This window comes from Pseudomonas alliivorans, from assembly GCF_017826695.1.
In the GTDB taxonomy this organism is placed as follows: domain Bacteria; phylum Pseudomonadota; class Gammaproteobacteria; order Pseudomonadales; family Pseudomonadaceae; genus Aquipseudomonas; species Aquipseudomonas alliivorans.
Genome location: NZ_JAFFZW010000017.1, coordinates 26,045 through 39,067, shown reverse-complemented (window position 1 = coordinate 39,067; position 13,023 = coordinate 26,045). Strand labels below are relative to the sequence as shown.

13 protein-coding genes are annotated in these 13,023 nt (G+C 60.9%); 4 read left to right on the top strand and 9 right to left on the bottom strand.

The features are described from left to right. Window positions 1–2: 2 nt before the first annotated feature. Complete coding sequence (locus JTJ32_RS25895) at window positions 3–896, bottom strand: LysR family transcriptional regulator (protein WP_184320703.1); 894 nt, start codon at window positions 894–896, stop codon at window positions 3–5. Window positions 897–1,033: 137 nt separating this feature from the next. On the opposite strand from JTJ32_RS25895, the gene JTJ32_RS25890 reads away from it, so the two are divergent. Both JTJ32_RS25890 and JTJ32_RS25885 read left to right on the top strand, forming a co-directional pair. Next, complete coding sequence (locus JTJ32_RS25890) at window positions 1,034–2,233, top strand: MFS transporter (RefSeq protein WP_210043753.1); 1,200 nt, start codon at window positions 1,034–1,036, stop codon at window positions 2,231–2,233. A gap of 46 nt (window positions 2,234–2,279) precedes the next feature. Next, complete coding sequence (locus tag JTJ32_RS25885) at window positions 2,280–3,308, top strand: alpha/beta hydrolase (protein ID WP_184320697.1); 1,029 nt, start codon at window positions 2,280–2,282, stop codon at window positions 3,306–3,308. 49 nt (window positions 3,309–3,357) lie between these two features. On the opposite strand, the gene JTJ32_RS25880 is transcribed toward JTJ32_RS25885, so the two are convergent. Continuing rightward, complete coding sequence (locus JTJ32_RS25880) at window positions 3,358–3,846, bottom strand: cyclophilin-like fold protein (protein WP_236059479.1); 489 nt, start codon at window positions 3,844–3,846, stop codon at window positions 3,358–3,360. Window positions 3,847–4,061: 215 nt separating this feature from the next. Here JTJ32_RS25880 and JTJ32_RS25875 point away from each other — a divergent pair, with 215 nt between their 5' ends. Beyond that, window positions 4,062–4,940 carry a carboxylate/amino acid/amine transporter gene (locus JTJ32_RS25875; protein ID WP_210043752.1) on the top strand — a complete coding sequence of 293 codons (879 nt, stop codon included), beginning with the start codon at window positions 4,062–4,064 and terminating at the stop codon, window positions 4,938–4,940. Window positions 4,941–4,946: 6 nt separating this feature from the next. Here JTJ32_RS25875 and JTJ32_RS25870 read toward each other — a convergent pair whose 3' ends face one another. From JTJ32_RS25870 to JTJ32_RS25840, 7 genes are read right to left on the bottom strand one after another with little or no spacing between them, the layout of a single operon-like run. Next, window positions 4,947–6,314, bottom strand: coding sequence for an ATP-binding protein (locus JTJ32_RS25870; RefSeq protein ID WP_099226038.1), 1,368 nt, complete (start codon window positions 6,312–6,314; stop codon window positions 4,947–4,949). Further along, window positions 6,311–6,973 (bottom strand): response regulator, encoded by a 663-nt coding sequence (locus JTJ32_RS25865; RefSeq protein ID WP_210043751.1) that lies wholly within the window; start codon window positions 6,971–6,973, stop codon window positions 6,311–6,313. Before JTJ32_RS25865 ends, JTJ32_RS25870 begins: the two co-directional genes overlap by 4 nt. Before the next feature lie 10 nt (window positions 6,974–6,983). Beyond that, window positions 6,984–7,631: a tetratricopeptide repeat protein gene (locus tag JTJ32_RS25860; protein ID WP_099226036.1), complete on the bottom strand. Its 648-nt coding sequence runs from the start codon at window positions 7,629–7,631 to the stop codon at window positions 6,984–6,986. Then, window positions 7,628–8,437 carry an SDR family oxidoreductase gene (locus JTJ32_RS25855; protein WP_210043749.1) on the bottom strand — a complete coding sequence of 270 codons (810 nt, stop codon included), beginning with the start codon at window positions 8,435–8,437 and terminating at the stop codon, window positions 7,628–7,630. The genes JTJ32_RS25860 and JTJ32_RS25855 overlap by 4 nt, the downstream gene beginning before the upstream one ends. Next, entirely contained in the window at window positions 8,424–9,113 is a 690-nt protein-coding gene (locus JTJ32_RS25850) for an iron-containing redox enzyme family protein (RefSeq protein ID WP_099226034.1), read from the bottom strand. Before JTJ32_RS25850 ends, JTJ32_RS25855 begins: the two co-directional genes overlap by 14 nt. Then, the gene (locus JTJ32_RS25845) at window positions 9,110–10,603 is read right to left on the bottom strand and encodes an AMP-binding protein (RefSeq protein ID WP_210043747.1); all 1,494 of its coding nucleotides are present in this window, start codon (window positions 10,601–10,603) and stop codon (window positions 9,110–9,112) included. The genes JTJ32_RS25850 and JTJ32_RS25845 overlap by 4 nt, the downstream gene beginning before the upstream one ends. Next, entirely contained in the window at window positions 10,593–11,270 is a 678-nt protein-coding gene (locus JTJ32_RS25840; protein ID WP_210043745.1) for a thermostable hemolysin, read from the bottom strand. The genes JTJ32_RS25845 and JTJ32_RS25840 overlap by 11 nt, the downstream gene beginning before the upstream one ends. A gap of 262 nt (window positions 11,271–11,532) precedes the next feature. Here JTJ32_RS25840 and JTJ32_RS25835 point away from each other — a divergent pair, with 262 nt between their 5' ends. Next, entirely contained in the window at window positions 11,533–12,870 is a 1,338-nt protein-coding gene (locus JTJ32_RS25835) for a DEAD/DEAH box helicase (protein ID WP_099226031.1), read from the top strand. The last annotated feature ends 153 nt before the right edge of the window (window positions 12,871–13,023 follow it).

Below are 13,023 nucleotides of genomic sequence, written 5' to 3'. Positions count from 1 at the left end.
CGTCAGCCCCTGTACCGGATCGCCTCCACAAACGCGGTGAAGGCGGGGGATGCCTGGCGGCGATTGGGGTAGTACAGGTGGAAGCCTTCGAAGTACGGGCTCCAGTCCGTAAGCACCTCCTTTAGGCGTCCGCTGGCCAGATGCGGCCTGGCGAGAAAGTCCGGCACGTAGGCCAGGCCGACGCCGTCGAGCACGGCGTTCATGACGTGGATCATGCTGTTGGAGGTGAATTGGCCGTTGACCCGCGTGTTCAGTTTGCGACCGTCCTTTTCGAACTCCCACGCATAGCAGTTGCCGTTCGGTGAATGGCGGATGTTGATGCAGGTGTGTTGTGTCAGGTCCTGAGGTATCAGCGGCGCGGCATGTTTTTCGAAATATTCGGGCGTGCCCACGACGGACAGACGCCAGTCCGGGCCGAGGCGTACCGCGATCATGTCCTTGCTGATTGACTCCCCGAGACGTATCCCCGCATCGAAGCGCTCGCTGACGATGTTGGTGAAGCCGTAATCAATGCAGACCTCGACCTGGATGTCGGGGTATTGCGCCAGAAAACCCGCCAGCATTGGACGAATGATGTTTTCGGCTGCGTCATCCGAGCAGGTGACGCGGATCGTGCCGGCCGGTTTGTCGCGCATCTCGCCCAGCGCCGCCACCTCTGTGGCGATCTGGTCCAGCAGCGGCCCGATGGTGTTCATCAGTTTTTCGCCCGCTTCGGTTGGCGCTACGTTGCGCGTGGTACGCGCCAGCAAGCGGACGCCCATCCTTTCTTCAAGCCCCCGAATGGTATGGCTCAATGCCGACGCGGTGACGCCAAGCTTTACGGCTGCCTTGGTAAAACTCTGATCCCGCGCAACGGCGAGGAAGGCTTGCAGGTCGTTCATTCGGGGTGTGCTCATTGCTGAGTTTCTCTCACAATCGCATGGAAATTGCGGCGTCTAATCATCCTAATCCCTTTGTCCTAACCTGTGCTTCACATTTTTACCGTCGTCAGGCCGAACGTTCTGACGGCAGTGTTCAAGCAGGTCAGGGGTGCATGAAAACATTTGAATCAACAATAGAGCACACAGCGGCTGCGGCCCATCCGCCCGCATGGGGTGCGGTCTTTTCGATGGCGCTGTGCGTGGTCGTGCTGATCGCCTCGGAGTTCATGCCGGTCAGCCTGCTGACGCCCATCGCGCAGGATCTGGGCATCAGTCAGGGGCAGGCGGGCCAGGCCATTTCCATTTCCGGTTTCTTCGCGGTGCTGACCAGTCTGCTCAATACGCCGCTGACAGGGCGTTTTGATCGCAAAAAGGTACTGCTGGGTTTCAGCCTTCTGCTGCTGTTGTCGGGCGTTACGGTGACGTTTGCGCCCAACGGCGTGGTGTTCATGACCGGGCGTGCGCTGTTGGGCGTCGCCATCGGCGGCTTCTGGTCGATGTCGACGGCCACGGTCATGCGACTGGTGCCCAAAGACTCGGTTGCCAAGGGGTTGGCGCTGATCAATGGCGGTAACGCGCTGGCTGCGACCGTCGCCGCGCCGCTGGGCAGTTTTCTGGGGCAGTACATCGGCTGGCGCGGGGCGTTCTTTCTGGTGATCCCGCTCGCGGTGCTGGCCTTCGCGTGGCAATGGTTGAGCATCCCGGCGCTGAGCAGCGCGCAGAACACCCGGGCGACCAATCCTTTCAAGCTGCTGCGCAACCCGCAGGTGGCCGTCGGCATGCTCGCGATCATGTTGCTGTTTATGGGGCAGTTTGCAGTCTTCACCTACTTGCGTCCGTTTCTGGAAAGCGTCACCGGCGTGAGCGTAACCACCTTGTCGCTGATGTTGCTGCTGCTGGGCCTCTGTGGTCTGGCCGGGACCTGGATGATCGGAGGTCTGCTGCAAAAACGCATTTACGCCTACCTGATCGCGATCCCGCTGGCGATGGCCGTGCTGGCTGCGTTGCTGATTGCGCTGGGGCATTCACCTGTGGCCGTTGCCATCGTGCTCGGTGTCTGGGGGCTGGTTGCAACGCCCGCACCAGTGGCCTGGGGCCTGTGGCTCAGCCGCACGCTGCCCGACGACGCCGAAGCCGGCGGCGGGCTGATGGTCGCGACCATTCAAATGGCGATCACCGTCGGGGCTGGCGCGGGTGGCGAGTTGTTCGACCATCTGGGTTGGTGGAGCCCGTTCGTATTTGGCGCTGTGGTGTTGTCAGGTTCGGCAGTCTTTGCCTGGGCCGCGATGCGCAATGCCCGATTCAGTGAATGAAGCAATACAGAACCTTTGTTTATCACTCGATTCAGGAAAGACCGCGATGAAGAGATTTCTATTAATGCTTGGGCTTTTAGTGGGCTCATACTCGGCAGTAGGAGCAGACATGTCCAACGGTGCAGACAACTTCTACAAGAGCGACAAGCTCATTCAGCAGAAGGTCACGTTCAACAATCAGTACAAGATGAGGGTGGCCGGGAATCTGTTCATTCCCAAAGGCTGGGACCCCGACAACAAGGCCCCGGCGATTATCGTCGGTCACCCGATGGGCGCAGTGAAAGAGCAGAGCGCCAACCTGTATGCGCAGAAACTGGCGGAACAGGGTTTCGTGACCCTGTCCCTCGACCTGTCCTTCTGGGGCGAAAGTGAAGGCCGACCACGCAACGCGGTATCGCCGGACATCTACGCCGAAGACTTCAGCGCCGCAGTGGACTTCCTCGGCACCCAGACCTTTGTCGACAAGAACCGCATCGGTGTACTGGGTATCTGCGGCAGCGGCAGTTTCGTGATCAGCGCTGCCAAGATCGACCCGCGCATGAAAGCCATCGCCACGGTCAGCATGTACGACATGGGCGCGGCCAACCGTGACGGGCTCAAGCACTCGCAGACGCTGGAACAAAGAAAGAAAATCATCGCCGAAGCAGCGGCTCAGCGTGACGTGGAATTTGCAGGCGGCGAAACCAGGTACACCAGCGGCACCGTGCACGAAATCACTGAAAAATCGCATCCTATCGAGCGCGAGTTCTACGATTTCTACCGCACACCGCGTGGCGAATTCACGCCTGAAGGCCAGTCGCCCAAACTGACCACGCACCCGACGCTGACCAGCAACGTCAAGTTCATGAACTTCTACCCGTTCAATGACATTGCCACGATCTCGCCGCGTCCGATGCTGTTCATCGCAGGCTCCGAAGCGCACTCGCTCGAATTCAGCGAAGAGGCGTACAAGCTGGCCGGTGAACCCAAGCAACTGGTGATTGTGCCGGGCGCCGGTCACGTCGATCTGTACGATCGGGTCAAATTGATCCCGTTCGACAAACTGACCGACTTCTTCAGGAAGAGTCTGAAGTAACCATCGCGATGCACAGAAAAAGCCCTGTTGAAAAACAGGGCTTTTGCGTTCAGTCCTTGATCCGTTCGAACCTGACGTTCAGCGGACCTGGCTGGCGGATCAGGTCCAGATCCGATTCGAGCGTGCCAAGCCTGATCAGCCCGGGCGAATACTTGAAGCCTTTGTGGAAGATCGCGATATTGCCCCAGGGCGCGTAATAGGCGAAGTCGCCAGCGACCGGCGTGACGCCGGGCGCGGCGCCCTCAGTGCTCAGTTTGCGGGGCAGTACGTTGATCTTCTCGGTCGAGGCATAGTCTTCCAGGGTGACATCGAGTGGCAGCAGGGCGATGAAGTCCCTGGAGGTCCGATTGTCTTCAAGCTTGAATGTCAGGGTCTTGCCATTGGCGAGCATTGCAATGCGCATGGGGTGTTCTCGGGTCGCGTTCCGGTTCGTTTCAGCAAGGGCCGAATGCGGCATCAGCGCAGGCAGCGCGCCGATACACAACAGGGCAGTCAGCAGTTTTTCAGAGCAGCAGGTGCGCAGTGTTTTTCGAGGCATCGGGTTTACGCCTGTGACGACTGAAGCGTGAGCAACGGGAGTGGTGCCAAGCATAGGTCACTCGTCGTCGTTCATTACCTGGCTGGCCTTGCATGTGGATGTGAGCGTTGCTCAGTAATCGGCCCTCTCCGGAAAATCCTTGACGCGCCGTCCACCCCTGTGGACATCCCCGCCTGCAACCCGCTATGGTCGCGCCCTTCAAAAAAGGGGCAAGCATGGGCTATCTACTTATCGTCACGCTGATCCAGGCGTTTTCTTTCAGCCTGATCGGCGTTTATCTGGCAGGCCATGTCGACAGTTATTTCGCGGTGCTGATCCGCGTCGTGCTGGCCGGGCTGGTGTTCATTCCGTTGACCCGCTGGCGACAGGTCGAGCCGGGCTTCATGCGCGGCATGCTGCTGATCGGTGCGCTGCAGTTCGGCATCACTTACGTCTGTCTGTACCTGAGCTTCAAGGTGCTGACGGTGCCGGAAGTGTTGCTGTTCACCATCCTTACGCCTTTGCACGTGACGCTGATCGAGGACGCCCTGAACCGACGTTTCAACCCGTGGGCCTTGCTGGCCGCACTGGTTGCGGTGCTGGGTGCTGGCGTCATTCGTTATGACGGTCTGGATGGCGACTTCCTGGGCGGTTTCCTGCTGCTGCAACTGGCCAACTTCACTTACGCCGCCGGGCAGGTGTTGTACAGGCGCCTGGTGGTGCGGTACCCCAGCGACCTGCCGCACTATCGCCGCTTCGGCTATTTCTATCTGGGCGCGCTGGCGGTGGTGCTGCCTGCGTTTATCGCTTTCGGCAACCCGCAACGTCTGCCCGAAGACCCGACCCAGTGGAGCGTGTTGCTGTTCCTCGGTCTGTGTTCGACTGCGCTGGGCATGTACTGGTGGAACAAGGGCGCCTGCATGGTTTCCGGTGCCACACTGGCGGTGTTCAACGTGTTGCACGTGCCGGTCGGACTGCTGATCAACCTGTTGATCTGGAACCAGCACGAGCCCTTGAGCCGATTGTTGATCGGCGGCGTGCTGATTCTGGTGTCGCTATGGATCAGTCGATTGGGGTCGCGGCGCGAGTCACTGGCCGTTTCCAGCGGCCAATGAGGCGTCTTAACTCAGCGGCGCTCTTAGACTGGCTCTGAGCCCGCCACCCGTCCGGTTCTGCAGGTTGACGCCGCCATCCAGTAACAGCGCAACCTTCTGCACGATAGCCAACCCAAGCCCCACGCCCTGATCGCTGTCACGGCTGTAGAAGGGTTCGAACAAGCGCTCCCGCTCCTGTTCATCAATGCCGGGTCCCTGATCGTCGACGGTCAATTCAAAGTGATGGGCTGTAAATGACAGGCCAACGGTGACCTGTCCACCTTTGGGTGAGAAGTTGACGGCATTGGTGATGAGATTCTGCAGGGCGATGTCGAGTGCGGCGAAATCCACGTTCGCCTCGTGCATGCTTTCGCTGCAGTCGAACGACAGTTCCAGTCCTTTGTTCAGCACCCACGGCGTCAACTGAACCAGGCTGTCGCGCACCGCGCTCACCAATTCCACGGGCGCTCTGCCTGCCTGTGACGGGTCGGGCTCCAGGCGCGCAATGGTCAGCAACTGATTGACCAGCCGCGTGGTGCGATCGACGCCGATGATCAGGTAGCCCAGTGATTCCCGGCGCTGTTCTTCGTTGTGCGCTTCCAACACGTTCTGCGCATGCACCCTGAGCACCGCGAGCGGTGTGCGCATCTCGTGGGCCGCGTCGGCAATGAAGCGGCGTTCGCGTTTGAGCAGCTCCTGGATCTGTCCCAGCATGCGGTTCAACGCCGCTTGCATGGGTTCCAGTTCGCTTGGCAGCGGTGCCAGATCAAGCGGCTGCAACGACCCTGCATGGCGCTCCCTGAGCGTACGGGCAAAGTTGGCCAAGGGCTTCAGGCCCCAACTGATGGCCAGCCATATGGCCAGCACCAGCAGCAGGCTGCCGATCAGGTTGGGCAGCACGGTGTGACGAACGATCCGGTTGACCAGGTCCGAGCGCACATCGTCACGTTCGCCCACCCAGATGAGCAGACCGTTGTGGGCATCCTTGAGCACGAAGGCACGCCAGTGGTGCTGGTTCAGGTCGGGAAAGTCGCTGAAACCGGCGCTCTCCGGCGGATGGGTAAAGGTTGGAGCGCTGGCGGTACGCACCAGTGAACGGCCGTCCCTGTCCCACACCTGAAAGGCAATCTTGCTTTCGTAAGGATGACCATCAATGCGTGGTTCGGCCTGAGCCAGCGCCAGATTGAACGCCTCATAGAGTTGTGCATGTTCCTTGCGCTCCAGCGGCATGCGCATGACGCCCTCCAGCAAGCGCGCATTCTGTGCCAGTTGAGCGTCGTAGATTTCGGCGATTTCATGGTTGCTGTCGTGCACGTTGAACAGCGTCAGGACCAGCAGACCGGCCAGCAGCAGGCCGATGATGAGCGTGAGGGTACGGCGGCGGATCGACTTCAAGAACGCTCCTCCACCAGATACCCGACGCCACGGATCGTGCGGATCATGTCGCTGGAAAACTTCTTGCGCAAGTGGTGGATATGCACTTCAAGGGTGTTGCTCTCGGCCCCTTCGTTCCAGCCGTAAAGCAGCTGCATCAGCCGCTCGCGGGTCATGACCCTGCCCGGTGGCGAGAGCAGTTCGTAAAGCAACTGGTATTCCTTGGGGGTGAGTGCAACGGGCTCGCCGCGATAGCTGACCTGCTGGGTACCGGGATCCAGACTGATGCCCGCATGCTCGATCAACACCTTGGCGCGTCCGGCACTGCGGCGCAGCAGGGCGCGCAGGCGGGCCTTGAGTTCCGAGACGTCGAAAGGCTTGACCAGATAATCGTCTGCTCCGGTGTCCAGCCCGGTGATGCGGTCTTCAGTGGAGTCCCGTGCGGTCAGGATCATGACCGGCAACGTTGAGCCGCTGTGACGCAGCCGCCGCAATACCTCGAAACCGTCCAGCCTCGGCAGGCCGAGGTCGAGAATCGCCAGATCGAACGTTTCACTGAGCAGTGCATGCAGCGCGCTGCTGCCGTCACGAATCCAGTCGACGGTATAACCCTCACGGCTCAATGCCTGATGGATACCTTCGCCCAGAGCAATGTCATCTTCGATAAGCAACAGGCGCATGTTCGCTCCGTCAGTCGAGCTTCTTGTTGACATCGACCAACAGGGTCTGGATGTCTTTTCTGCGTGACGCGTCTGCCAGCTCACGGCCGGGGCGGGGTGGCGCATTCAAGGCTTTGCTCAAGGCATCGCGGGCTTCGGCGTACTTGCCCTGACGGTACTGGTGATCGCCCCAGAAGTAGAGCGGGTCGATGCCGTCCGGGTTGATCTTCAATGCCTTCTGCAACAATTCGCCGGCCTTGTCCGAATCACCGAAAGCCAGCGGCCAGCCCGGCACGCGGTCGTAGAGCACCGCAAGGCTGGTGTAGGCCGAGCCTTGCAGGGCGGTGGGGTCAATGCTCAGGGCTTTTTCCAGATCGGCCTTGGCCAGTTTGGCTTTTTCCAGTGCGCCAAGGCCCGGACCCTGGGCGCTGGCCCAACTGCTGTTGACAATCCCGGACCAGATCCAGGCCTCGGCTGCAGTTGGGCGGTCCTTGACGAAGGCGGTGGATTGCATTGCCAGCTTCTCGAACGCCGCGACACGTTGATCCTTGGGCAGGTCGTACTGAATGCGGCGCCAGTCCTGCTGAATGGTATCCAGGCGTTTCTGGTCAGGTGCATCCAGTGCTGCCCAGACAGGCAGGCTGATCAGGCCGACGAAGGCCAACACGATTCTTTTCATAAGGTCTGTTTCTCTTCCGGGTGAGTACTGCTCAGACGACGAATCAAGGGTAGGTGTTTACGCAGGCCGCGGTCGACCAGCATGGGTAAAAGGTTGTTGAGACCGACAAAAAAGCGTTCCGGCCAGCCCAGGTACACATCACGCCGGTCACCGGCAATGGCATGCACCACTGCTTGTGCCACATACGCCGGATCATCGACACCGGATTTCAGCGCCTCGTTCAATGCCTGCGCAGCCGGGCTGTTCATCGTGGTGTGTGTGGCTCTTGGCGCAACGTACAGGACGCTGACACGGGTGTCCGCCAGTTCCCGCCGCAGCGCTTCGGAAAATCCCCGCAGGGCAAATTTGCTTGCGCAATAAGTGGCATAACCCGCGTGGCCGATGGAGCCGTACGTTGAGCCGACATTCACGACCATGGCCTGTTCGGCGTTCCTGAGCAGCGGCAACATCGCACGGGTCAGCAGAATCGGTGCGTGCAGATTGATCATCAGCATAGCGTTGATGTCGTCAGCCGAAAGCTGTTCCAGCATCGCGAAGTGATTGGCGCCGGCCGCATTGATCAGCAGGTTCACGCCCGCCGTTGCCTGCGCCCTGGCCATCACCTGTTGGCGGCCTTCCTCGCTGCACAGATCGGCTTCGACCCAGTGCAGGTTTTCTGGGTACGCGGCGAGGAGCGAGCGCAAGGGCTGCCCATTGCGCGACACCGCGAGCACTTGGGCGCCATGGCTGCACAGCGCCTCGGCAATCGCCAGGCCGATTCCGCCACTGGCACCGGTCAGCACGACGCGGGTATCAGACAGTCGCATGAGCGCGTTCCTTGTGATTGTGCGCCAGAACGCCTGGCAGCTCGCGGAACATGTCGGTGTAGAGGCGATAGACGATCTTGGAGGTGTGGATCACGGCGGCCTGATCCTGAGGATCGTCCAGGCGGTCCATCAGCGCGCGGAAGGTTTCCATGTGGCCGACGTCCAGACTGCCATGTGAACTCAGGTAGCTGAATGCGGCGGCGGGCAGTTCCAGATGTTCACGAATGCTGTCGGCGGCATGGGTCGCCAGCGCGATACTGGTGCCTTCCAGCACGTTGACCATGCCGAACAGGCCGACCGGATTGCCACGGGCGATCAGGTCGTAAAGGTAGGCGATCATCAGCTCGATGGGCATGGCAGGCGACCCGTCGCGTACAGCATCCGCATTGCCACCGCAGGCGCGCAGGTCGTCGAGGATCCAGCGTTCGTGGCCGTACTCATCCTCGATGTACTCACACACCGCCGCGCGCAGCCACTCCAGTCGGGAGGGCAGCCGGGCACCGCAGGCCATCATCAGCGGCACGGTGTGACGTACGTGGTAATAGGCCTGGGACAGAAAGGCCCGGTAGCTCTCCACACTGACCTGGCCTTGCAGTGCCTGACGGATAATCGGCAGGTTGAACAGCGTTTCGCGTTCCTGCTGCGTGGCGTCTTGCAGGGTCTGGAAAAAACTCATGATGAAATACCTTCGGCTGGGTTCGACGAAATGAACAGGGAGCGGTAGTGATCGAGAATGGCGTCGCGACGTGGCCGGCCATTGGCGGTCGCCAGGCCGTTGGCCGGGCTGAACGGCTGTGAGAGCCGGGTCCAGTCGCGTACGCGGGCATAATCCGGCAGTTGCTGGTTGGCCTGAGCCACGGCCTCGGCGAGTTGAAGGTCGGTGATGTCCGGACGCTGCGGCCACAGCAGCGCATGGTTGTGCGCCATGGCCTCGCCGTAGACGAACGCCTGAGCGATGCGCCCGCTCTGGGTGAGTTCGGCCTCGACCCATTCCGGGTTGACGTTGCGCCCGAAGCTGGTGACGAACTGATGCTTCTTTCGGCCCTTCAGGTACAGGTAGCCATCGGCGTCGAACTCACCCAGATCGCCGGTCGGCCACCACGCACCGGCAGGTGCCGGGTCGCCCAGATAGCCCAGCATGGGAACCTTGCCGATCAACACTTCGCCATCGTTGGCCAGACTTACCTGAACATGAGGCAGTGGCTTGCCGACGCTGCCGATGCGCTGCAGGCCGGGGCGATTCAGCGCTATGACCGAGGCGCACTCCGACAGGCCATAGCCTTCGAAAACCGGAAGGCTCACAGCCTGCGCACGTACCAGCAGTTCGCGACTGACGCGCGCGCCACCGACGGCCACGAAGCGCAGCGTCGAGGCATCGAACACGCCCATCTCGCAGGCCGTGACCAGTAACAGCAGCAATTGCGGAACCAGAATCATGCTATCGGCACGCTGCTGGTTCAGGCACGTCAGCAGGCGCTGGGTATCGATGCCGCTGGCGCCTTGAATGCCAAGTGTCTGCTGACTCGGCACGCTGACCTTGGCCCCTGCATACAGCGCCGCGTAACCACCGATGTTTTCCAGCAGGATTGCCAGCGGCAACAGGGTCAAGTGATGCGTCGGTTGCAACGGGCGGCTGGCTTCGTACAGCTCGCGGGCAACGGTCAGCACACTGTCGGCGCTCAGACAAACGCCCTTGGGCGTACCGGTCGTGCCCGATGTGAACGTCAGCTTGGCCGTGCCTGGTGGCATCTTCGACTCTGCGCTGAAGGTGCGACGCCAGAATAGCGTGCCGGTTTCAGCGTGAGCCTGGTAGTGCGCCGCTTGAAGTTGCGCATGGTGCGCAGGGTCCGCGATGACCAGATCGGCCTGGCTCTGCTCCAGGCAGTGCAGTTGCTGGCTGATGCTGAAAAACGGCGGCAGGGCGACGCAGCTCAAGCCTTCGAACAGAATGGCCAGGTCCCACAGTAACGCGTCAGGGCTGTTGCCCAGCAGCAGTGCAACCACGCGGGTGCCTGCCTGTTGCAGGTGTAGGCGGCGCTGCTGGATCTCGACGAGCAATGCACCGTAACCCACATCTGTCGTGTCGCCTTTTAGCGCTATCTGGTCGGGCTGTTCATGGGCGAACCTTGCCAGTCTGTTCCAGAACATTTCGCTCTCATGCGACATGGCAACGTTCCTCCAGCGTCAGCGGCAAACCGAAGCGCTCGAACACACCGGTATGACTCAGGTGCCGAAAGCCCGCGCCGATGTCACCGACATGCACGCTGGGCTGGGTCTGGTAGTAATTGCCCCACGAATGGCGTTCGTCACCCAGGCGCAGCGGATCGGCCGGGCCCAGCGTGACCGGGCGCAGGCCGAGCCGGTTGAAGCTGTTGACCAGTGCGGTGTTGCCGGTGAACGCCACCCACTCAAGCCCGCATACCGCCAGCAGCCAGGTCACGGTGATGATGCTCAGCCGTGCGCTGCCCAGCGAACTGGCGGCCAGGTTGCCGACTTCGACAATCGCCTGTCGCTCGACCGGACGCCCGGCAGCTAAACGGACCTGCTGCTCGATGGGGTCATCCAGATAACGCTCCAGAAACAACTCTGCGCCGGATGCCAGACGAGCCCCCGCCACGGCACACAGCGTTCCGCTGCCATCGCTGAGCCCGAACAGCTCGGGCATGAATTGCCTGACGTTTGCGCCGTGAACGTTCTGAAAGCGGTTCTGAATAAAGGCTTCGAAGGCACTTCGTCGAGGGGCGTCGGTTGGTGCGTGAGAAAGGGTCAGTGGTGCAGCGCCAGAACTGCCGAAGTGCAGCGGCAGGCAAATGTTCCAGTCGATATCAGGCATTGGTGAGTTCCCAGTCAGCGAGTGAGGGGGAGTATCCGAGCGGTTTCTTAACGGAATCTGAAGGTCGCGGGGAAAACTGTGACCTGTGTCCCGAAATCGCCGGAATGCCTTGTGCCGCCAGTGTTTGTTTCGGTTCGAGGCCCATGTTTCACGTCCTCTTCGCCAAACAAAATCAGCCGTTGGTGGTAAAGAAACTCGGCCCCGGCGCTCGAAACCGTTACGCTATGCAGCTGTATTTTTGTTTTTCGTCGAGGTAGCACCCGTGTTTTCCGAATTCGCCCTGCACGAACGCCTGCTTAAAGCTGTGGCCGAGCTTAAATTTGTCGAGCCTACGCCCGTGCAGGCAGCGGCCATTCCGCTGGCATTGCAAGGGCGCGACCTGCGGGTGACTGCGCAAACCGGTAGCGGCAAGACAGCCGCTTTCGTCCTGCCGATCCTCAATCGCCTGATCGGCCCGGCCAAGGTTCGCGTGGACATCCGCGCCGTCATCCTGCTGCCGACCCGCGAGCTGGCCCAGCAGACGTTGAAGGAAGTCGAGCGCTTCTCGCAGTTCACCTTCGTCAAGGCGGGTCTGGTCACCGGCGGTGAGGACTTCAAGGCCCAGGCCGCGATGCTGCGCAAGGTGCCTGACATTCTGATCGGCACGCCGGGCCGTCTGCTGGAACAACTGAACGCAGGCAACCTGGACCTCAAGCACGTCGAAGTGCTGGTGCTGGACGAAGCCGACCGCATGCTGGACATGGGCTTCTCCGAAGACGTCGAGCGTCTGGCCGGTGAATGCGCCGGTCGCGAGCAGACCATGCTGTTCTCCGCCACCACTGGCGGTGCGGGCCTGCGCGAGATGATCCGCAAGGTCCTGAAGGACCCGCAGCACCTGCAACTGAACAACGTCAGCGAACTGGCTTCCGGCACGCGCCACCAGATCATCATGGCTGACCATAACGTGCACAAAGAGCAGGTCCTGAACTGGTTGCTGACCAACGAGACCTACCAGAAAGCGATCATCTTCACCAACACCAAGGCCATGGCTGACCGTCTGTACGGCCGTCTGGTGGCGCTGGAATACAAAGCCTTCGTGCTGCACGGCGACAAGGACCAGAAAGACCGCAAGGCGGCGATTGATCGTCTGAAGCAGGGCGGCGCCAAGGTCATGGTCGCGACTGACGTTGCAGCCCGTGGTCTGGACGTTGAAGGCCTGGACATGGTCATCAACTTCGACATGCCCCGCAGCGGCGACGACTACGTGCACCGCGTGGGCCGCACCGGTCGTGCTGGCAGCGACGGTCTGGCGATCTCGCTGATCTGTCATGGCGACTGGAACCTGATGTCGAGCATCGAGCGCTACCTCAAGCAGAGCTTCGAGCGTCGCGTCATCAAGGAAGTCAAAGGCACCTACAGCGGACCGAAGAAGGTCAAGGCGTCGGGCAAGGCCGTTGGCGTGAAGAAGAAAAAGACCGACGCCAAGGGCGACAAGAAAAAAGTTGCAGCCAAAGGCCCGACCAAGCGCAAGACCGCCAACCGCCCCAAGTCTGATCTGGTCAGCCAGGACGGCATGGCACCCTTGAAAAAACGCACCACCCCGGCGCCTGCGGCTGAGTGATCTCCTGACGCACACGCGGTGATCTGCCGAAGCCCTGAACGTGTGGGAGGCGGCTTGCCGGCGATGCGATCTGTCAGACGACTCTTCAGCGTCTGACCTGACGCCATTGCCGGCAAGCCGCCCCCTACAGTAAGGTTCTCGTTCCCCTGCCTG